Genomic DNA, 21,917 nt, shown 5'->3' on the forward strand with positions numbered 1-21,917 from the left:
GGGTTACCAGCGGCTGTTCGGCTGGTGGCTGGGTTTTGGCGTCACCGCCGCAGGCGGTGGCTCCAACCAGTAGACCTAATGCCATCGTTGTGCCGTAGACCATCCGACGGATCTTCATGCCGCCCTTCCCCGTAGCCTCACCTGTCTGTCAGGTCACCCTATGTTGCTGCAGGGTGACGCTGACGGGCAACGCGGGCAGTGCCGATTGCAGGAAGTGGCAATTAGCGGGAGATGCCGGTGCCGCTGCGGGTGTCTCGGCCGTACTTGGCCAGTTCGGCGTCGAGGTCGAGGCGGGTGACGCCGGCGTGCTCGCGGTCGGCGGGGGTGAGGAGGTCGGCCGGGATGATCCAGACGATCTCGAACTCGAGGCCGTCGGGGTCCTTGCCGTACAGGGATTTCGTGGTGCCGTGGTTGGACGAGCCGACCAGGGCGCCGGCGGCTTGGAGCTTGGTGGAGAGGTCGGTCAGGTCGCCGAGGGTGTCGACCTCCCAGGCCAGGTGGTAGAGGCCGACGGAGGTTTTACCCGCGCCGGAGGGGGCGGCTTCGGCGCCGATCTGGAACAGGCCGAGGTCGTGGTCGTTGGTGGAGTCGGGCGCTCGCAGGAAGGCTGCGCCCTGGAAGGCGTCGCCGCCGTCGATGTAGTCGAAGCCGAGGACATCGCGGTAGAACGCGACACTCGTCGCCACGTCCCGCACGTACAGGACTGCGTGGTTCAGCCGGAAGATCGCCATGCGGCCAGTATAGTTGAAGGCTCAACTGAAAACTAGCGGCGCCGGTACTTGCGCTTGGGGGTCGGGCCCTTCGGCACCGAGCCCTTCTTCTGCTGCGGGCGGTTCTGCTGCTTCTTGGGCTCGGCCTTCTTCGGCTCGGGCTCCGGGCGGCTGCCGCGGGTGCTGTTCGCGGTGCGGCCGCGGACGATGCCGACGAACTCCTCCACCAGGCTGGACTCCGCGCCTTCCGGCCAGGCCAGCGCGACCTGGGACGACGGGGCTTCGAGGAGCGGGCGGAAGGTGAGGTCCTTGCGGTGGTGCAGCCGCGCCAGGGACATCGGCACCACGAGCAGTCCGGTGCCCATGGCAACCAACTCGATCGCCGCCGCGGTGGTCGCCGGGCGTTCGTCGATCACTCGGCCGGGTAACGGCCGCTCCCACTCCAGTACGTCGTCGTGCGGGTGCAGGATCAGTTCGTCGGCGAGGTCGTCGAGTGCGACTTCCTCGACCGCCGTGACCACGTGGTCCTTCGGAACCACCACGACCGTCTGTTCGACGTACAGGGGGATGGCGTGCAGGCCGGTCCGGTCGATCGGCAGCCGCACCAGGGCGGCGTCGGCGCCGGCGTCGTGGACCAGGGTGACCGCGTCGGCGGCCGCGACCTGGATCAGCTCGATCGGTGTCCGGGGCAACCTCTCGGCCCAGATTCGCGCCCACTTGGCCGGTGTCACGCCCGGCACGTACCCGAGGCGGAAGGAGGAATCGGTCACCGGGCAAGGTTACTGCGGATACCCTGGGGTCCATGACCGCACGTAAGACCTCTCAGGACATGAAGCCCGCGACCGCGGCGAAGAAGCTGGACATCTACCTGCCGGCGGCTCCGGCCGAGTTCCAGGACGGTTTCATCTCGCGCGAGGAGCTGGCGGAGCTGCAGAACAACCCGCCCGAGTGGCTGCAGGAGCTTCGGCAGCACGGGCCGCACCCGCGCTCGGTGGTGGCCGCGCGGCTCGGCGTTTCGATCAGCGGGCTGGCGCGCGCCGGGGTCACCGACGCGCTGACCACGGACGACATCGATGCGATCCGGGAGGAGAACCCGGACTGGCTCGAGCTCGAGCGGGGCATTCAGGCGGACGTCCGGGCCGAGGCCGCCCGCCTGAAGGACGAGAAGAAGCCTCGTAACTAAGCCGGTCCGTAGGGGAAGCGTCGCTGCGGGTCGTACGTCGCGCGAACCTCGTCCAGCCGGGCCCGGGTCTCGGCCGGCCAGCACGCCTCGTACGAACCGGGGATGGCGAAGCCGTCGGCGAGGTTGATGGCGTTCTCGGCCGAGGTCCACTTCTGCACGCTGCCGAGGATCTGCCCTGCCACCGCCGGCAGGACGGTCTCGAACAGGCTCGGATCCGGCGCACCGACCATGAAGAACGAGTAGGCGCCGTTCCGCCCGCTGACCGCGCTGCCCTCCGGTACGTCGCGACTCACCGCGCCACCGAGATGCCGCAGCTCGACCGCGACCAGTGGCACCTGCTGATCCGGGCCGATCGCGCCGAGGAAGGTGTCGGCGAACTCCGCGTCCAGCTCGTCGAGCAGAATTCCGCGATCGAAGGACTGCGTCGGTTCGGTCGGGTCGTTGTGGATCTGCGCGATGTTCGCGGCCGGCATCTCGCCGAGCAGGTCGATCAGTACCGCGCCGGCGGACCGGATCGGGGCGAACAGCTTCTCGCCTTCCGCCGCATCGCCGACGTACGCGAACCGGACGCTGACGACCGTCTTGCCGCGCAGGGGTTCGGGGATGAACGGCAGCGGGGGCAGGCGCAGGATGACCGCCGAGGTGGTCGCCGCCTCGGGCAAGGTCTTGGTCCAGTCGATCCAGGCGCGGACGACGCTGTCGATCTCGGGAGCGTCGAAGAAGACCGAGCCGCCGTACAGGGTGCTCAGCTCGACCAGCTCGACGTCGACCGAGGTGACGACGCCGAAACCGCCCTTGCCGCCGCGCAGGGCCCAGAACAGGTCCGGGTGCTCCTTCGTGTTCGCGGTCACCACGTCACCGGCGCCGGTGACGAGTTCGAATCCGCGCACCCAGTCGGAGGCGACGCCGTACGTGCGGGCCAGCGGGCCGAACCCGCCGCCGAGCAGCATCCCGACACAGCCGACCGTCGCGGAGGCGCCGGTGATCGGTGCGAGCCCGTGCTCGGCCGCTGCTGCGACGACCTCGCCCCAGCGGCAGCCCGCCTCGATGTGCGCGGTCTTCGCGACCGGGTCGATGCTGATGCCCTTGAGCCGTGAGGTCGTGATCACGACACCCTCGGTCACTTGGAGTGGCCCGTGCCCCGTGGCCAGCACATGGATCGGCGTACCGGCCACAGCAGCAGCGGCGACCACAGCCGCCGCGTCGCTCGTCGAGGTGATCCCGACGACAACCTCCGGACTGTGGTCGGCATTGAGCCGGAATCCGGCCAGTTCCGCGGCGAAGCCGTCATCGTCCGGCGCCAGTACCGGCCCGGTGACGTTCTGCCGGAGCTGTTCGATCAAAGACATTGCGATTCCCCTCTTTGTCGTCACCGTCGGTGACGAGGTTTCCAGGCCGGTCAAAACCGTCGCACGGCATCGGTTCGGCCTGCACGCTTACCTCACGCCCGTGAGCGAGGAGAACTTGCCATGTCGGATCGGTCCACCCCACGCACCGGACGTCGAGTCCGTCCACTCGTCCGTACTTTACTGACCGGATTTCTCGGCCTGTCCTTGGTCGTCGGCAGTCAGCAACAAGGGATGACTGCGGCCGCCGCCGCGCCTGAGCCGGACAAGCCCGTTGCCCTCCGGCAGGACAAGCCGGTCAAGGGGGTTACCGCAAAGCCCGTCCCACGCCCGGCGGATCCGGCGATGGTTGATGCCACCCGCAAGAAGGAGCTCCGGACGAGTTGGCCGGCCGCAGGTTCGGCTGAGGCCGCGGTCCCCACGCCTGGCGGCAGTACGACGCTGGGCCGGTGGAACGCCGTACTGTCGGGGCAGCCGAAGGTAACCGCGCAACGGGCCGGAAGTCTGCCCGTCTGGGTGAGTGCGGGGGCCGCGGCTACCAAGGCCTGGATGGCCAACGGTGTCGCCAGCGGCCCGGCGAAGGTGCAGGTCGCGATCAGTGGCCGGCGCGACGACCGGATGCAGGTCGACGTGCGCCGCGCCGATGGCAGCAAGGCCGCCGGGACTGTCCGGCTGACCGTGAACTACGCCGAGTTCGCAGACACCTACGGTGGCGGCTGGTCGAACCGTCTCCGGTTGTACGACGCCAAGACCGGCAAGTCCTACGCCAGTAGCAACAAGGGTGACGGGACCGTGCAGGCCGACGTACCGGCAACGTCGACGTTGATGCTGGCAGCAGCTGAGTCCGGTGGTGGCGGTGACTACTCCCGCGGCGACCTGAGCGGTGGCGCTGCGAAGTGGAGTATCGGCGGACCGTCCGGTGCGTTCGAGTGGTCGATGCCGATGGAGGCGCCGCCGGGGATCGGTGGCCCGCAGCCGTCGGTCGCGCTGCAGTACTCGTCCGCCTCGCTGGACGGGCTCACCTCGGCCACGAACAACCAGGTGTCCGCGGCCGGCCAGGGTTTCGACATCAGTGGCGGCGGTGCGATCGAGCGCCGGTTCAAGTCGTGCTCGAAGGACCCCGGCAACAACGGCACCCGGTCGACCGGTGACCAGTGTTTCGCGACCGAGAACGCCAGCATCGCGATGACCGGTAAGTCCGGCGACATGCTGCTGGTGTCGAAGACCGACACGTCGGAGACCTGGCGGCTGATGGGTGACGACGGCACGGTGATCGAGAAGTTCTGGGGTGCCGCCAACGGTGACGAAGGGCTGGCCGACAAGGAGAAGGGCGAGTACTGGCGGGTCACTGTCAAGGACGGCTCGAGGTTCTACTTCGGTCTGAACCGCCTGCCGGGCTGGACGTCCGGACAGCCTGAGACCCGGTCCGCCCTGACCATGCCGGTGTTCGGCAACAACGCCGGTGAGCAGTGCAACCGGACCGCCTTCGCGGACTCGTGGTGCCAGCAGGCGTACCGCTGGCAGCTGGACTACGTGGTCGACCGGCACGGCAACACGATGAGCCTGTTCTACGACACCGAGACCAACAACTACGCCCGCAACATGACGGCGTCGGCGGTCAGCCCGTATGCACGCAACAGCATCCTGAGGTCCATCGAGTACGGCCAGCGGGACGGGCAGGTCTACAGCCAGAAGGCGGTGGGCCGGGTGCTGTTCACTCCGGCTGAGCGCTGCGAAGGCACGAACTGCGGTCCGGGCCAGCCGGCGACGTACCCGGACACTCCCTGGGACCTGAACTGCGCCAGCACCACCAACTGCGACAACCACTTCACACCGTCGTTCTGGACGCAGAAGCGGCTCAGCCGGGTGACCACGCAGGTGTGGCGCGCCAGCGACAATGCGTTCACCGACGTGCAGACCTGGGACCTGCGGCACGAGTACACGAGTGGCGCCGGGAGTGGCCGGTCGCTGTGGCTGGAAGGCGTCACCCAGACCGGCCGGGTCGGTGGCGACCAGCAGTTGCCGGAGACGAACTTCGACGGCGTGGGCATGGACAACCGGGTGAACCCCGCCGACCCGAACCTGCCGAGTCTGATCTGGTACCGGATCGACAAGGTCCACTACGGCACCGGCGGCGACCTCGCGGTCGGCTACTCGCTCAAGGACTGTACGGCGACCTCCCTCCCGGATCCGGCCAACAACACCCGCCTGTGCCGGCCGCAGAAGTGGACGCCACCGAACCAGGCAGAGCGTCAGGACTGGTTCCACAAGTTCGTCGTGAAAGAGACGAACGAAGTCGATCGCAGCGCGGCCACCACTGTGCCTGCCGCTCCGGTCCCCGTGACCACCACGGTGCAGTACGTCGGTACGCCGGCCTGGCACTTCGATGAGGAGGACGGTCTGTCCGAAACCACCACCAAGACGTGGAACGAGTGGCGGGGCTACGAGAAGGTCAAGGTGATCAAGGGCGCCGAGGGTGAGACCCAGTCCACGGAAGAGACGCAGTACTTCCGTGGGATGAACGGCGACAAGGACGCCAACGGCGGAGTGCGGAAGGTGACGATCACAGACTCGACCGGCACGGTGGTGGAGGACACCGCTGAGTTCGCGGGCCAGGTGCGTGAGCAGATCACCTACTCCGGTGCCACCGTCGTGAACAAGTCGATCAACGACTACTGGCGGTCGCCGGAGCCGACGGCCACCGAGACGAAGCCGTGGGGCACGCGCTACGCCTACCTGACCGCGCAGAAGGGCGCTACGCAGTACCAGGCAGTCGACGGCGGCACGCTGAACGTTGCGAACCGCCATGAGTACGACGCCAAGGGCCGCCTGCTGTCGAAACACCTGGGCAATGACGCGAAGACCCCGGACGACGACACGTGTACGCGGTACGAGTACCTGGACAACCCAGTCAGCGGCCTGCAGGAACTGCTCAGTCGCGAGCAGACGGTCTCGGTCGGCTGTGACAAGCCGTGGAGCTCCACTCAGGTGCTCAGTGACGAGCGGATACTCTACGACGACCACACCGCGCTGGCAGCCACCCCGACACGTGGTGTGCCCACCAAGGGCGAGCGGCTGTCCGGACACGACAGCAGCGGCAATCCGACGTACGAGACCGTGTTCACTGCGACGTACGACGAGTACGGCCGCCGGACGAGTGTCACCAACGCGATGAACCAGACGACGCGGATGGCCTTCAACCCGGGCTACGGGCCGACGACGAAGGCCGTCCGGACCGCCCCGAACGGCATGCAGGTCGCGGAGGAGTACGAACCGGCGTGGGGCGAGCAGATCGCCGAGGTGTCGCCCGACGGGCTGCGGGCCGAGATCGCTCTGGACCCGGTCGGCCGGACGTCGAAGGTCTGGAACCCTGGTCACCCCAAGGCCACCAGCGCACCTGACGTCGAGAAGGAGTACCTGCTGCGCGGTGAGGGGTCGTCCGCGGTGATCACCAGGGCGCGGCTCGGAGAGAACCGCTACGACACCACGTACGAGTTGTTCGACGGACTGCAGCGCCTCCGGCAGACGCAGGAGGCAACACCGGTCGGCGAGCGCCTGGTGACCGACTACCGCTACGACAGCCGCGGTAAGCGCACCATCGCATCCGGCGCCTATCTCGCGGTCGGCGGTCCGGGCACGGACATCCTCTACGTCGGCGACACCTCGATCCCGAAACTGGACGTCACGCAGTACGACGGTGCGAATCGCCCGGTGGCGCAGATCTTCTTGTCCGAGGGCCAGGAGAAGTACCGCACCAAACACGAAATGACGGCGACCCGGCAGAGTATCGACCCACCGCAAGGACAGGCGCCGACGACGCGTCTCACCGACGCCCGTGGCCGGCTGATCGAGCAGCGTCAGTACACCGGCGACACCTGGACCGGCGCGTACGACAGCACGAAGTACACCTACACCGCACTCGGTCAGCTGAAGTCGATCACCGACCCGGCGGGCAACCTCTGGAGCTACGAGTACGATATCCGCGGCCGTCGGACCTCCGAGACGGACCCCGACCGCGGTACGACGACCTTCACCTTCAACCCGGCTGACCAGATCACGTCCAGTACCGACGCTCGTGGTGCCGTCGTCGCGTTCACGTACGACGAGCTGGGCCGCAAGCTCACCCAGCGCAGCGGATCGGAGACCGGGCCGGTCCAGATCGAGTGGAAGTACGACTCACTCGCGCTGGGCAAGCCGACCTCGACCACCCGCTACGTCGACGGCAAGGCCTACACATCGGCCATCACCGGCTACGACACGGCCGGTCGACCGACTGGGCAGTCATTGACGCTTCCGGCCTCGGAAGACGCACTGGCCGGGACGTACAACATCACCCAGACCTATACGGCCGATGGCAAGCTCGAGAGTCGTTCACTGCCCGCAGTGGGTGATTTGGCGGCGGAGAAGCTGTCGCTGACCTACAACGACCAGAGTCTGCCGACCGCGATGAGCAGCGAGCTGGGCACCTATGTGCGAAACAGCAGCTACACCGCTCTGGAGGAGACACAGACACTGACACTCGGCGCGGCCAACGGTCGCTGGGTGCAGCAGAAGTTCGAGTACGAGTACGGCACCCGGCGGGTGACCAGAGTCATCACTGACCGGGAGACGTCGCCCCGGCGGATCTCGGACACGCAGTACGCCTACGACCCGGCCGGCAACATCACGAAGGCAGTCGACGGGTCGGCGTCTGCAACGGCCGAGGCCACCGACACACAGTGCTTCACGTACGACCACCAGCGGCGACTGACCGAGGCCTGGACGCCGGGGTCGGGTGACTGCGCGGCTGCTCCGACTGCGGCCGGCTTGGGCGGGCCGGCGGCGTACTGGCAGAGCTGGACGTTCGACAAGGTCGGCAACCGGCTGAGCGAGAAGAGCATCACGCCGACTGGTGCGACCACGACGAGCGCTTACACGTACGGCGGTACCGGGCTGTCCCCGAACGCACTCAAGAACGTGACGACAACTGGGCCCAGCGGGACGGCATCCACCGACTACGGCTACGACAACACCGGCAACCTGACCACTCGCACCAAGGGTGGCAGCACCGAGACGCTGAAGTGGACGGACGAGGGCAAACTGGAAAGCAGCACCAAGGGCTCGTCGTTCGTGTACGACGGTGAAGGCAACCGGATGCTGCGCCGGGACGCCAGCGGTACGACGCTGTACCTCGGTGAGACCGAGATCCTGCTCGGTACCGACGGCAAGCTGCACGGCACCCGGTACTACACCTTCGGCGACGACGTGGTCGCCGTCCGGACCAACGGCAAGCTGAGCTGGCTGCTGAGCGACCTGCACGGCACACCGAACATCGCGGTCGACGCCGGCAACCAGAGTGTGCAGCGGCGCCGGACAACGCCGTACGGGCAGACGCGGGGGACCGCGCCGGCCGACTGGCCGGGACAGCGGGGCTTCCACAAGGGGACCGAGGACCCGGGAACCGGGCTGGTCCATCTGGGCGCCCGCGAGTACGACCCGACGATCGGACGGTTCATCTCCGTCGACCCGGAGATCGATCCGGAGGAGCCGGGGCAGATGAACGCCTACTCCTACGCCAACAACAACCCGGTCGTCTTCGACGACTCCGACGGCCGGGCCGCGGTGCTGGCGATCCCGATCGCCATCACGGTGGTGGAGATGGCGTTCTTCGTGGTCGTCGCGCTCATCATCGTCGTCCTGGTCGTGATGATCCTGGTCAAGGTGATCGAGCTGATCGTCGAACTGGTCCGGAACTTCTTCACCTGGCTGTGGGAGAAGATCACCAAACGGGTGGAACGGTGGGTCGAGAAGTACCGCACGGTCTGGAAGATCATCGAGCAACGCACGATGGAGCTCAGGGTCCGGATCGTCAACAAGATCAAGTGGATCTACAAGAAGATCGCGGACAAGATCAAGAAGCCGGTGCGCAAGCCGGATCCGCCGAAACCCAAGGTCGAGCAACCGAAACCGCCGCCGCAGACCACCAAGCCGGACGCGCCCAAACCGCAGACCAACCCGAACAAGTCCGGCAAACCGGAGAAGCCGTCGCGCGGCAACGCCGGTGAGCGGATCAAACAGGAGCGCGAGAAGAGCCCGCAGGAGAAGGCCGAGCTCGACCGCCGGATGCGCGAGGTCCAGGAACGGCTCAACGAGAAGCTCGGCAACCCCAAGAGTTCGGAGTGGAAGAACGAGATCTCCCACGAGGTCGATCCGCAGCCGGACAAGTATCCCGACGGGTCGTCGAAGTTGAAGTCGCCGTACGACAGCAAGGACTACGGATCGATGTCGGGTCGCGGCAAGGGCTGGAAGGCGGTGCTGGTCGGTGACGCACTCCGCAAGATCCTGGATGGGATCAAGGCGATCAGTTAGGCAGGCAGGGCCCGCAGCGGCGATTGCGCTGCTGCTGGCCTTCCCCGCAGTCGGAGTGCCGCAGGTCGAGGCCGGGGCACCCGCCCCGGCCCCGGCCCCGGCCGTCGCACCACCTCGGCAGCGAGCCGAGCTGACGCATCTGCGGACCGAGAACACCGAGGTGTACGTCGAACCGGACGGAAAGCACACGTTGGTCGCGCACCCCGCGCCAGTGCGGGCCCGCCGCGGTAACGGGTGGACACCGATCAACACCATCCTGCGGCGCGCCAAGGACGGCACCGTCCGTCCTGGTGCGACCGTGACCGACCTGGTGCTGTCCGGAGGTGGTGACCGAGCGATGGTCAGCATCGGTGTCGGTGCGAAGCGACTCCGGCTCACCTGGCCGACGGTGCTGCCGAAGCCCGTGCTCGACGGTGACACAGCGACGTACCCAGAGGTGTATCCGGGCGTCGACCTGAAGTTGCGGGCCGAGGCCGACGGGGTCGCACAGGTTCTGGTCGTCAAGAACCGGGCCGCTGCGGAGAGGCTGCGCACCGTCGACGTCGGCATGACCACTACCGGGCTGACGGTCCGGGTGCGGCCGGACGGCTCGACTGTTGCTGTTGACAACAAGAACCGCACTGTCCTGTCCGGCGACCAGCCTGTCATGTGGGACAGCAATGGAGCGGCGGCTGCGGTCCGGAAGAGCGGGGCACAGGAGTCTCGGCGGGCAACCATGCCCACAGTCCGGACCGCCACCGGCTTGCGCGTCGTACCGGATCAGAAGCTGCTCACTGCGGCAACCACGAAGTACCCGGTCTACATCGACCCGCCGTGGCACATGGGCCATCAGTTCTGGACGCATGTCAACCAGATGGCCGACAACCAGTCCTACTGGGACTACGACCGGGCCGAAGGTGCCAAGGTCGGCTGGTCGTGGGGCGGCGCTGTCCGCTACCGCTCGTTCTTCCAGTTCGACACCACAAAGCTCGCCGGATCGAGGATCGTCGCGGCAGGCTTCCGGATCATGCTGAACCACTCGGCGGCCATCGGTTCAACACCGACCGACCTGTGGGCGACCAAGGCGATCGACCCGAGTGTGCCGTTGAAGTGGAACAACTCCGGAGACCACTGGCTGAACTGGGTGGCCCAGAAGAGCGGCAACGCCAACACCGACGCGGGACAGCCGGATCAGGAGATGGTCTTCACCAGCCCAGAGGTGAAATCGATGGTCCAGGGCATCGCCACCGGCCGGGGCGCGACGGCAACCTTCGGGCTGCGGGCACCGGACGAGGGCAGTCAGTACCAGTGGAAGAAGTTCCACCCGGACAGCGCGGAGTTGCGGGTCACCTACAACAACGCGCCCCGGCCGCCGATCAAGCTGAACTTCACTCGGCCGCGTCCGTGCGGGACCGCACAGGCCCCGACGGTGGTGACCGGTCTGGTATCGCCGACGTTCAGTGCGGTCGCCAGTGACCCGGACAACGACAACGTCACCACCAAACTGTCCATCCGCCGGGCCGACAACAACGCAGCGGTCTACGACTCGACCTCGAGTCTGACGACCTCCGGTGCAGCGTTCGCCTGGCCGCAGGTGCCGAACACCGCACTGGCTGCCGGAGTGCCGTACTACTACGTTGCCAGTAGCAACGATGGCATCCCGGACGACGACATCGAGTTCGGCGCCGAGACCACGCCCTGCTACTTCGTGCTCGACTCCACGCTTCCGAAACCCGCCCAGGTGTCGTCCAGCGACTTCCCGAACAACGGCGAGGACGGAATCCCGGCCAAGACCACGGGTGTCGTGACGTTGCGTCCCGGCTCCGGTGACACCGACGTCGCGGAGTTCCTCTACGGCTTCCAGCAGGACGCGATCCTGTCCCGGATCAAGATCGGCGCAGACGGTACGGCGAAGCTTCCGGTGACGGTGTGGCCGAATCCGGACACCCAGATTCCGGAGTCGACGCTGTTCATCCGGGCGGTCGACCGGGCCGGCAACCTCAGTCCCGTCGGACTCGGCTATGACCTGCTGGCGGCGAGCAACCCGAACCCGATCCCGCGGGTGCGCGGTGACATCAACGGTGACGGCCGATCAGACGTCAGTGCGGTACTCGACCACGGCTGGGGCCGGACAGGGGTATGGAACGTACTGTCCAAGCCCGGCGGGCTGCAAACAGGCACGTTTGCCTGGGACAGCGGCGAGAACGGCGGCTACGCGCTCTACAAGACCCGTCCGGTCCAAGGCGACTTCGACAAGGACGGCCGGGCCGACATCGTGCTGTTCCGGGAGGAGGCAGGCCGAAGGATCGGTGCCTATCTGCTGAAGTCCGACGGCAATCGCTACGTGACCCAGTCCAATCCGGTCTGGCACTCCGGCGCCGCGGGCTGGCCGCTCAGCGCGGCGCGGATCATCTCCGGCGACGTCAACGGGGACAACGCCGATGACATCGCAGTCCAACTCGACAACGGCAACGGCACTTGGCGAGTGTTGCTGTTCCTCGGGGGTCTCACCGGCATCAGTGCACCGGTGCAGTGGGTCACCACGTCCGGAGACTGGTCGCGCAGTGCGCCACTCCTGGCGGACATCGACGGTGACAACAAGGACGACCTGGTCGACATGTCCAACCTCGGCAACTGCCGCACCCAGGTGACGGTTCGCAAGTCGTCCGGTACGGCGTTCGCCACGACGCCCGTCACCTTGTACGACGGAGCGGCGTACTGCTGGGAGAAGAGCCGGCCGGTCGTTGCCGATGTCAACGGTGATGGGCTGGACGACATTGTGGCGATGTACGAGCACGGACAGAGCGATCTGGCACTCCGTGCGTTCGTTTCGAGCCGGACCGCGCTGACGGAGTCGCAGTGGTACCGGGGAGCGCTCGACCCGGCCAAGGCGGCGCTCAGCGCCGGTGACTACACCAAGGACGGCAAGGACGACGTTGCGCTGACCTATGCGCTGGACGAAGGCGGCCGCGAGGTCTCCACGCTGGCGTCGACCGGTGCGGCGTTCAGTGCACCGGTGAGTGGCTGGAAGGAGACCACTGTCGCGGCGACGACCGGGCCGAAGTTCGACATCGACCGACGTGCCTACGAGCTGGTCGCTCGGCACAGCAGCAAGTGCCTGGACATTCCAGGTGCGAGTCAGACCGACGCTGCGCCGGTGCACCAGTACGAATGCAACGGCAACATCCAGCAGCGGTTCCGGCTGAACCCGATTGCCGGTACGGACCAGTTCGAAGTCCAGACCGTGCACGGGAACGGCGTGAAGGACGACGGCAAACCACGCTGCGTGGATGTCGAGAACATGTGGCTCGGTGACGACGTACCGCTGCTGCAGTGGCCGTGCTCGGGAACCGGCAACCAGCAGATGACCGTGGAGTACCTGGAAGGAAGCAGCTACGACACGGTGGTCCGGCTGCGGTTCGCGCACAGCGGCAAGTGTGCCGGTGTCCGCGGGAGCTCGCTGGCCAACGCCGTACCGGTCGTGCAGCAGACCTGTACGGCGGATGCCGGCCAGCAGTGGATTCTGCGGCCGGTGTTCACCCCGCAGTCGCTGACCGGGCGCTATCAGGTGGCCTCGGTCCGTGGTGGCAAGGTGCTGGACATCGAGGACTGCGGAACGAATCCGGCGAGTACCGAGATCCGGATGTGGAACTGGGTTCCCAACAGCCCGTGCCAGCGCTGGCAGATCCTGCCGAAGGGTGACGACGTCTACCAGATCTACGACCCGAACTCGCGCAAGAACGTGGACGTCCAAGGCTGTCCGGGTGGGCTCGGGTCACCACTGGTACCGATCACACCCAGTGACAGCGTGGAATGCCAGGGCTGGCGGATCGAACCGGCGATCGACGGCTCCTGGAGCATCCTGCAGAACAAGTCCGGCCGGGCGATGGACGTGGCCCACTGCAGCGCGCTGGCCGGCGCCGACGTGATCACCTACACCTATTGGAACGGGCCGTGTCAACGCTGGATTCTGACCCCTGCCAACTGACCGCGCCACACCGAACAGACACCCCGACTCGACGGTAATAGGCCTTCCCTGAAAGTCTGTGCGAGCGGCCCGGCCAAATCTTGTGTTTCACAAGGGCCGGGCCGTTACACGCATGGTGCGACAGGGAGGCGGTCGATGTTCAAGCGTATCGCAGTAGTGAACCGAGGCGAGGCCGCGATGCGGCTCATCAACGCGGTCCGGGAGGTCAACGCCGAGGGTGGCGAGCCGATCGAGACCGTGGCCTTGTTCACGGACGGCGAGCGTACGGCGACCTTCGTGCGCGAGGCGGATCTGACGTACCCGCTGGGCCCGGCGTCGGCGCGTCCGTACCTGGACCTGGCCGTGCTGGAGCGCGCGCTGCGCGAGAGCGGTGCGGATGCCGCCTGGGTCGGCTGGGGATTCGTCGCCGAGGACCCGGCGTTCGCCGAGTTGTGCGAGCGGATCGGGGTCACCTTCATCGGCCCGTCGCCCGAGGCGATGCGCAAACTCGGCGACAAGATCGGCTCCAAGCTGATCGCCGAAGAGGTCGGCGTGCCGGTCGCGCCCTGGAGTCGCGGGCCGGTCGAGTCGCTCGAGGCGGCGCTGGCCGCGGCCGAGACGATCGGCTACCCGTTGATGCTCAAGGCAACGGCCGGTGGTGGTGGCCGCGGGATCCGCGTGGTCCGGTCGGCCGACGAGCTCTCTGACGCGTATGCCCGGACCAGTGAGGAGGCGGCTCGCGCCTTCGGCAGTGGCATCGTCTTCCTGGAGCGCCTTGTCACCGGCGCCCGGCATGTCGAGGTGCAGGTCATCGCCGACGGCCAGGGCACCGCGTGGGCGCTCGGTGTCCGCGACTGCTCAGTGCAGCGGCGCAACCAGAAGGTGATCGAGGAGTCGGCGTCACCGCTGCTCTCGGCCGGTCAGGTCGAGGACCTCAAGGCCTCGGCCGAGCGGCTCGCCCTCGCGGTCGGTTACCGCGGCGCGGCCACGGTCGAGTTCCTGTACCACCCGGGGGAGAAGAGCTTCGCGTTCCTCGAGGTGAACACCCGGCTCCAGGTCGAGCACCCGATCACCGAGCTGACCACCGGGTTCGACCTGGTCAAGGCGCAGTTGCACGTCGCGAACGGCGGCCTCCTCGAGGGGCTCAAGCCCGCCGAGCTCGGGCACGCGGTCGAGGCCCGGCTGAACGCCGAGGACCCGGACCGCGACTTCGCTCCGTCACCGGGCCGCATCGCCGTACTGGATCTGCCGGCCGGTCCCGGTATCCGCGTCGACACCGGCGTGAGCGCCGGCGACAGCATCCCGGCCGATTTCGACTCGATGATCGCCAAGATCATCGGGTACGGCCGCACCCGCGAGGAGGCGCTGGCTCGCCTGCGCCGCGCGGTCACTGCGACCACCGTGCTGATCGAGGGTGGCGCCACCAACAAGAGCTTCATTCTCGAACTGCTCGACCAGCCCGAGGTGATCGACGGTAGCGCCGACACCGGCTGGATCGACCGCGTCCGTGGTGAGGGCCGGCTGATTTCGCACCGGCACTCCGGGATCGCGCTGGTCGCCGCGGGGATCGAGGGCTACCGGGATGCAGAGAAGGTCGAGCGGACCCGGTTGCTGGAGACCGCTCACGGCGGCCGTCCGCAGGTGCAGCACGAGGTCGGTCGCGCGATCGACCTGAAGCTGCGCGGGGCGACGTACCGGGTGACGGTCGCGCGGATCGGCTCGACCCGGTACCGCGTCGGCGTCGGCTCCGGGACCGCTGCCTTCAAGGTGGTGGACGCCGATCTGGAGCGTCTCGACGGTCACAGCGGCCGGTTGACGGTGGGCGGGCAGCGGTTCCGGCTCGTCACCGCGACCCACGGCCCGGTGCACCTGATCGAGGTGGACGGTGTGACGCACCGCGTCAGCCGGGACGAGGGCGGCGTACTGCGTTCTCCTGCGCCCGCGCTCGTGGTTGCGACGCCGGTGCAGACCGGTGCTGAGGTTGAGGCCGGTGCGCCGGTTCTGGTGCTGGAGAGCATGAAGATGGAGACGGTGCTCTACGCGCCGTTCAAGGCCATCGTGAAGGAGTTGCAGGTCTCGACCGGCAGCCAGGTGGAGACCGGTGCGCCCCTGCTCCGGCTGGAGCCGGTGGCGGACGAGGCCGATGGTGAAGCGGCTGCCCCGGTGCAGAACGGCGTACCGCTCGAATTGCCGAACGGCGCCCGCGAGCTGAAGCCCGAGGAGCGGGTCGAGCGGGGGCGGGACGATCTGCGCAGCATGCTGCTCGGATTCGACATCGACCCGCGCGACGAAGGCGGCATGCTGGCCGGCTACCTGCTGGCACGGACGCAGTTGCCGCAGCCGCCGGTGGCGGACGAGATCGACCTGATGCAGGTGTTCGCGGATTTCGCCGAGCTGAGCCGCAACCGGCCGGCCGGCGAGGAGATCAGCACCGAGAACCGGGTGCACAGCCCGCGCGAGCACTTCCACACCTACCTGCAGAGCCTCGACCCCGAGCGTGGCGGGCTGCCGGCCGAGTTCCAGACGCGGCTCGCCCGGGTGCTGGCTCACTACGGTGTGAAGGACCTGGAGCGCAGTACTGAGATCGAGGAGGCCGTGTTCCGGATCTTCCTCGCCCAGCAGCGGTCCACGCCGGACATCCTGCTGGTCACGTCGGTGCTGGAGCGCTGGATCGACGAGCCGCGGCCGGAGGCCCCGCTGGACGAGGCCGTGCACGACCTGCTGGACCGGCTGGTGCTGGCCACGCAGCTGCGCTTCCCGATCATCGGCGACCTGGCCCGCAGCGTCCGGTTCCGCTGGTTCGACCAGCCGCTGGTGGACGCGGACCGCGCCTCGGTGATCGCGGGCGTCGGTGACGAGGTCGCCGAGCTGGCCGCCAACCCGGACGCCACGGACCGCAAGGAGCGGATCGACGCGCTGGCTGCGATCCCGGAGCCGATCGTCCGGTTCCTGGCCCAGCGGCTGGAGGGTGGCTGGGGTGACCGCGAGCCGATGCTCGAGGTGCTCATCCGCCGTCACTACCGTGAGTACGAGCTGCACGACGTCAACGAGGTCACGGTCGACGGGCGGCCGTTCGCGACCGCCGACTACACGATCGACGACCGGCCGACGCACTTGGTCACCACGGTCGGTACGACGGCTGAGCTGGCCGATCCGCAGAGTGGGTTGTCGCAGGCGTTGACCGCGCGGCTGGATGCGCGTCCGGCGGGGCACGAGGCCGTGGTCGAGCTCTACCTGTTCGGATCCGACCTGCCCGCCGTACAGCAGGATGCTGCTGATCTGTATCGGCGGATGGTGGGCGACCTGCCGATCGCGCAGCGTGCGCGCCGGATCTCTGTCTCGGTCGCTTCTGGTGACGGTCAGCCGGTTTCGTACTTCACGTACCGCCCGGCCGGCGGTTCGGTGGTCGAGGACGACAACGTCCGCGGTGTGCACCCGATGGTCGGCCGCCGGCTGAACCTGTGGCGCCTGCGCGACTTCCGGATCACTCGGTTGGAGGCGCCGGACGACGTACTGCTCTATTACTGCGTCGCTCGGGACAACGCGGCCGACCAGCGGCTTGTCGCCCTGGCGCAGGTCCGTCAGTTCGCCGTGGTTCGCGACGAGGACGGGAACGTCACGTCGCTGCCGCATGCCGAGCGTGCGATCGCGAACTGCCTCGAGGCGATCCGCCGGGCTCGCACCGCGCGAGGTGCGGCCGGGGCCAAGCTGGACATGAACCATGTCTGGATCCACATCTGGCCGGTCGTCGACGCACAGGTCGACGAGGTGACCACGCTGAAGAGCAAGATCGCCCCGATGACGGCCGGTGCCGGTATCGAGGAGGTCCTGATCCAGGGCAGCGTCGCGGCACCGGACGGCTCGAGCAACGCGGTCGCGGCGCGGTTCTACTACCAGCCGGGTGCGGGCGTGGTCACGTCGATCGAGGAGCCGCCGACCGTCCGGTTGATGCCGCTCGACGACTACGCCCAGAAGGTCCAGCGTTCGCGGCGCCGCAACACCATCTACCCGTACGAGGTCAGTGGCATCGTCACTGGTCCGGGCGGCTCGTTCGTCGAGCACGACCTGGATGACACCGGTGTGCTGGTCCCGGTCGAGCGCTCCAAGGGCCTCAACAAGGCCGGCCTCATCCTCGGCCTCGTCAGTACGCCGACCGCCCGCTACCCCGAGGGCATCACCCGGGTCGCGATGAGTGGCGACCCGACCAAGGCGCTCGGGGCGGTCGCGGAGCCGGAGTGTGCGCGGATCATCGCGGCGATCGACCTGGCCGAGCGGCTGCAGATTCCGATCGAGTGGTACTCGCTGTCCGCCGGGGCCCGGATCTCGATGGACTCCGGGACCGAGAACATGGACTGGGTCGCGAAGGCCCTGAAGCGGATCGTCGAGTTCACCCAGGCCGGCGGCGAGATCAACATCGTCGTGGCCGGGATCAACGTCGGCGCCCAGCCGTACTGGAACGCCGAAGCGACGATGCTGATGCACACCAAGGGCATCCTGGTGATGACGCCGGACAGCGCGATGGTGCTGACCGGTAAGCAGACCCTGGACTTCTCCGGCAGTGTCTCGGCCGAGGACAACTTCGGGATCGGCGGTTACGACCGGGTGATGGGCCCGAACGGCCAGGCGCAGTACTGGGCGCCGGACCTGAAGGCGGCCCGCGACGTACTGATGTCGCACTACGACCACACGTACGTCGCCCCGGGGGAGACCGGTCCGCGGCGCGCGGAGACGACCGACCCGATCGATCGGGACGTGACGCCGTACCCGCACAGTGTCGAGGGCAGCGACTTCAAGACGGTCGGCGAGATCTTCTCCGCCGAGACCAACCCGGACCGCAAGAAGGCGTTCGACATCCGCACGCTGATGCGGGCCGTCAGCGACCAGGACCACCCGGTGCTGGAGCGCTGGGCCGGAATGGCCGACGCGGACACCTCGGTGGTCCAGGACGCCCGGCTGGGCGGCTTCCCGGTCTGCCTGGTCGGGATCGAGTCCAGGTCGGTTCCGCGGCGCGGCTTCCCGCCGGCCGACGGACCGGACACGTACACGGCCGGCACGCTGTTCCCACGGTCGTCGAAGAAGACGGCACGTGCGATCAACGTAGCCAGTGGGAACCGGCCCCTCGTCGTACTGGCGAACCTGTCCGGGTTCGACGGGTCACCGGATTCGATGCGCAACCTGCAACTCGAGTACGGCGCCGAGATCGGCCGCGCGATCGTGAACTTCCGGGGACCGATCGTGTTCTGCGTGGTCTCGCGGTACCACGGTGGTGCGTTCGTGGTGTTCTCCAAGCAGCTCAACCCGTCGATGACCGTGCTCGCGGTCGAGGGCTCGTTCGCCTCCGTGCTGGGTGGTGCACCGGCCGCGGCCGTGGTGTTCTCGGCCGAGGTGGATGCGCGGACGGCGGCCGACCCGCGGGTCGCGGCACTGGCCGAGAAGGTCGGTGCGGCGAGTGCGGGGGAGCGGGCCGAGCTGGCGACCGAGCTTGCCGAGGTGCGGACCGCCGTACGGGCCGAGAAGCTCACCGAGGTGGCGACCGGATTCGACAAGGTGCACAGCATCCAGCGGGCGCGCGACGTCGGTTCGGTGGACGCGGTGATCAGCGCGGCCGAGCTGCGGCCGCGGTTGATCGAGGCGATCGGTAACGGGCTGTCGTCGGGTGGTACGAAACCGGTCTAAGCTGGGGCGTATGCGCAGCGGGGAAAGCGCTCCAAACAAGGCACGTGCGTTGATTACGTTCATCGGGATCAGCGTGCTGTCCGGTGCGCTCGCGGCAGGGCTGGCGATTCCGCTGGCCGGCTTCGCCGGGATCAGCAGCGAGCAGGTTGTGAAGACCGTTCAGGACCTGCCGGTCGAGCTCGAGGTCGAGCCGGTCGCCGTCCGCAGCCGGATGCTGGCCGCGGACGGTTCGGTGATCGCGACCCTGTTCGAGCAGAACCGGGTGCCGGTCCGGCTGAACCAGATCGCCCCGATCATGAAGACCGCGATCATCGCGATCGAGGACTCCCGGTTCTACGAGCACGGCGCGCTGGACCCGAAGGGCACCCTGCGCGCGATGGTCCGCAACCACGGCAGCGGCGAGGTCCAGCAGGGCGGGTCGAGTATCACCCAGCAGTACGTGAAGCTCAGCCTGATCGAGAAGGCGCGGACGGTCGCCGAGCGGCAGAAGGCGACCGAGGTCTCGTACGAGCGCAAGCTCACCGAGCTGCGCTACGCGATCGCCCTCGAGAGCCGCCTGACCAAGAACGAGATCCTCGAGCGATACCTGAACCTGGTCAACTTCGGTGACGGGACGTACGGCGTACAGGTCGCTGCCCAGCACTACTTCCGGACCACCGCGGCCGAGCTCACCCTCCCGCAGGCCGCGCTGCTGGCCGGCCTGGTGAAGAACCCGACCGGCTACGACCCGACCAACAACCTGGCCCGGGCCAAAGCCCGCCGCGACCTGGTGCTGCGGCGGATGCTCGAGCTCAAGGTGATCTCGGTGCACCAGGCGAACCTCGCCCTGCGGTCCCCGGTCATCGACCCCGCCAAGGTGCGCCCGGTGCCGAACGGGTGCGCCAACTCGCGCTACCCCTTCTTCTGCGAGTACGCCGTCGCCCAGCTGCTCGCGAATCCCGCGCTTGGCAAGACCGTCAAGGGCCGCGAGCACACCCTGAAGACCGGCGGCCTGACCATCCGGACGTCGCTGGACCCGCGCACTCAGGCGGCCGCGCAGGCCTCCATCAACGCGCGCACCAAGCCCACCGACAGCGCGGTCGCGGCGATCACGATCGTCCAGCCGGGGACCGGGCTGGTGAAGGCGATGGTGCAGAGCAAGCCGTACGGCAACGGCCGCAACCACACGAACTACAACTACAACGTCGAGAAGTCCTACGCCGGTGGGTACGGCGGCTTCCAGAACGGCTCGACGATGAAGGCGTTCACCGTCGCGGCCGCGATCCAGGCCGGCGTGCCGCTGGACTACCGGATCAACTCGCCGCAGCGGATCGACCTGAGCAACAAGAAGTTCCGCACCTGCAGCGGCTTCACCCGGGACCCCGACTACACCCCGGGGAACTCGACCCGCGGCGGCAATCTGACCATGGTCGACGCCACGCGCTACTCGACCAACACCTACTTCCTGCAGCTCTCACAGCGGGTCGGCCTCTGCCAGATCGGCCGGGTCGCGTCCCGGCTCGGCATGTACAACGCGCAGACGCTGCAGCCACTCGACCAGGTCATCTCGATGACGCTGGGCGTCGGCTATGTGACCCCGCTGCAGATGGCGAACGCGTACGCGACCTTCGCCGCCCGCGGCAAGTACTGCCGTCCGCTGATCGTTCTCTCGGTCCGCAACAAGGCCAACCGGCCGCTGGAGACACCGAAGTCCCAGTGCAACCAGGCGCTGAAGGCAGGCGTGGCCGACGGCGTGAACAAGGTGCTCAGCGCGGTGATGGAGCCAGGTGGCACCGGCGGCCGGCTGAAGTTCGGCCGCTGGGACCTGGCCGGCAAGACCGGCACCATCCAGGAGAACAAGGCCGTCTGGTTCGCCGGCTACGCCCCGAACCTCGCCGCCGCGGCCGTGGTCGCCGACGCCAACCTGCCCTACACGAACCTCATGTACGGCCACACCCTGGATGGCCGCGACATCTCCGACCCGACCGGCTCCGGCACCGCCGGCCCACTCTGGCAAACCGCCATGCAAGGTGCCCTCAAGGGCCTCCCAGTCCAGCGCTTCGTCGAGCCGTCCAAGAAGATCGTCAACGGCGACCGCAAGGGCCTCCCTGACGTCACCGGCCTGGACCGCACCGAAGCCACCAACCTGCTCCGCAAAGCCGGCTTCGACGTCACCATCGCGAACAAGCTGGTCGCCTCCCCGGTACCAACCGGCAAGGTCGCCTACACCGACCCCCGCACCAACTCCGGCGCCACCAGAGGCTCCCTCGTCACCATCTACCTCTCCAAAGGCCCCTCACAGGGGCCGTAGATCCGCCCCCGGGATCCACGTGACCTGACCGTCCTCGTCACAGAACCGCCCAAGCCACTCCCCGTTGTGCCGGATCCACACATCCAGCTCACCCGCAGCCCACTCCGCCCGCTGCACCGCCTGCGCCGGATCAACCCGCCGTACGGCGTCGGCGGGGCGCGGCCCGTGCGTGTCGTACTGCACCTCCAGATCAGAGGCCATCCGAGTGGCCTCCAGTTCGCTGCCGAGACCACTCGCACGCCACCCGTTGACTGCGCCGTCCCAGACTCCGAATCCGTTGGATCCGTCGTCTGCGGGGCGCACCGTGAACCGACCAAGCATATTTTCAGATTAGCCGATCATCGAACAGATGTTCTAGTGTTGATTGAGTGACGAAGGTGTCACGCCGGCCGCGACCTTGGCGGCCGGCGCAGCCTCC

General features: G+C 67.8%; 9 protein-coding genes. 5 read left to right on the forward strand and 4 right to left on the reverse strand.

Annotated elements, in window-relative coordinates; genetic code table 11:
• Positions 1–221: 221 nt before the first annotated feature.
• Both E1261_RS17910 and E1261_RS17915 read right to left on the reverse strand, forming a co-directional pair.
• Positions 222–731, reverse strand: coding sequence for a VOC family protein (locus E1261_RS17910; protein ID WP_132408013.1), 510 nt, complete (start codon positions 729–731; stop codon positions 222–224).
• Between the two features lie 32 nt (positions 732–763).
• Positions 764–1,480: a LysR substrate-binding domain-containing protein gene (locus E1261_RS17915; protein ID WP_132408014.1), complete on the reverse strand. Its 717-nt coding sequence runs from the start codon at positions 1,478–1,480 to the stop codon at positions 764–766.
• 32 nt (positions 1,481–1,512) lie between these two features.
• Here E1261_RS17915 and E1261_RS17920 point away from each other — a divergent pair, with 32 nt between their 5' ends.
• Positions 1,513–1,893 (forward strand): DUF5997 family protein, encoded by a 381-nt coding sequence (locus tag E1261_RS17920; RefSeq protein WP_132408015.1) that lies wholly within the window; start codon positions 1,513–1,515, stop codon positions 1,891–1,893.
• Here the strand turns inward: E1261_RS17920 and E1261_RS17925 are convergent.
• On the reverse strand, positions 1,890–3,242 hold the full coding sequence (locus E1261_RS17925; RefSeq protein ID WP_132408016.1) for an FAD-binding oxidoreductase: 1,353 nt from the start codon (positions 3,240–3,242) through the stop codon (positions 1,890–1,892). The two genes, E1261_RS17920 and E1261_RS17925, sit on opposite strands and share 4 nt — an antisense overlap.
• A 120-nt stretch (positions 3,243–3,362) precedes the next feature.
• Between E1261_RS17925 and E1261_RS17930 the strand changes: the two genes are divergently transcribed.
• From E1261_RS17930 to E1261_RS17945, 4 genes are all read left to right on the forward strand, one after another.
• Complete coding sequence (locus tag E1261_RS17930) at positions 3,363–9,587, forward strand: RHS repeat domain-containing protein (RefSeq protein WP_132408017.1); 6,225 nt, start codon at positions 3,363–3,365, stop codon at positions 9,585–9,587.
• Positions 9,565–13,554 carry an RICIN domain-containing protein gene (locus E1261_RS17935; RefSeq protein ID WP_132408018.1) on the forward strand — a complete coding sequence of 1,330 codons (3,990 nt, stop codon included), beginning with the start codon at positions 9,565–9,567 and terminating at the stop codon, positions 13,552–13,554. Before E1261_RS17930 ends, E1261_RS17935 begins: the two co-directional genes overlap by 23 nt.
• Before the next feature lie 135 nt (positions 13,555–13,689).
• Positions 13,690–19,209, forward strand: a complete 5,520-nt coding sequence (locus tag E1261_RS17940; RefSeq protein WP_132408019.1) for an ATP-binding protein — start codon at positions 13,690–13,692, stop codon at positions 19,207–19,209.
• A 10-nt stretch (positions 19,210–19,219) separates the two neighbouring features.
• Positions 19,220–21,499: a penicillin-binding protein gene (locus E1261_RS17945; protein WP_132408020.1), complete on the forward strand. Its 2,280-nt coding sequence runs from the start codon at positions 19,220–19,222 to the stop codon at positions 21,497–21,499.
• On the opposite strand, the gene E1261_RS17950 is transcribed toward E1261_RS17945, so the two are convergent.
• Positions 21,485–21,820, reverse strand: coding sequence for a hypothetical protein (locus E1261_RS17950; protein ID WP_132408021.1), 336 nt, complete (start codon positions 21,818–21,820; stop codon positions 21,485–21,487). The genes E1261_RS17945 and E1261_RS17950 overlap by 15 nt on opposite strands.
• Between the last annotated feature and the right edge of the window lie 97 nt (positions 21,821–21,917).

The organism is Kribbella albertanoniae (assembly GCF_004348455.1).
Taxonomy (GTDB): Bacteria; Actinomycetota; Actinomycetes; order Propionibacteriales; family Kribbellaceae; genus Kribbella; species Kribbella albertanoniae.

Coding starts and splice junctions, on each gene's coding strand:
- E1261_RS17920 (WP_132408015.1), top strand. CDS start 1,513: ATGACCGCACGTAAGACCTCTCAGGACATGAAGCCCGCGACCGCGGCG.
- E1261_RS17940 (WP_132408019.1), top strand. CDS start 13,690: ATGTTCAAGCGTATCGCAGTAGTGAACCGAGGCGAGGCCGCGATGCGG.
- E1261_RS17910 (WP_132408013.1), bottom strand. CDS start 731: ATGGCGATCTTCCGGCTGAACCACGCAGTCCTGTACGTGCGGGACGTG.
- E1261_RS17945 (WP_132408020.1), top strand. CDS start 19,220: ATGCGCAGCGGGGAAAGCGCTCCAAACAAGGCACGTGCGTTGATTACG.
- E1261_RS17925 (WP_132408016.1), bottom strand. CDS start 3,242: ATGTCTTTGATCGAACAGCTCCGGCAGAACGTCACCGGGCCGGTACTG.
- E1261_RS17930 (WP_132408017.1), top strand. CDS start 3,363: ATGTCGGATCGGTCCACCCCACGCACCGGACGTCGAGTCCGTCCACTC.
- E1261_RS17935 (WP_132408018.1), top strand. CDS start 9,565: ATGGGATCAAGGCGATCAGTTAGGCAGGCAGGGCCCGCAGCGGCGATT.
- E1261_RS17950 (WP_132408021.1), bottom strand. CDS start 21,820: ATGCTTGGTCGGTTCACGGTGCGCCCCGCAGACGACGGATCCAACGGA.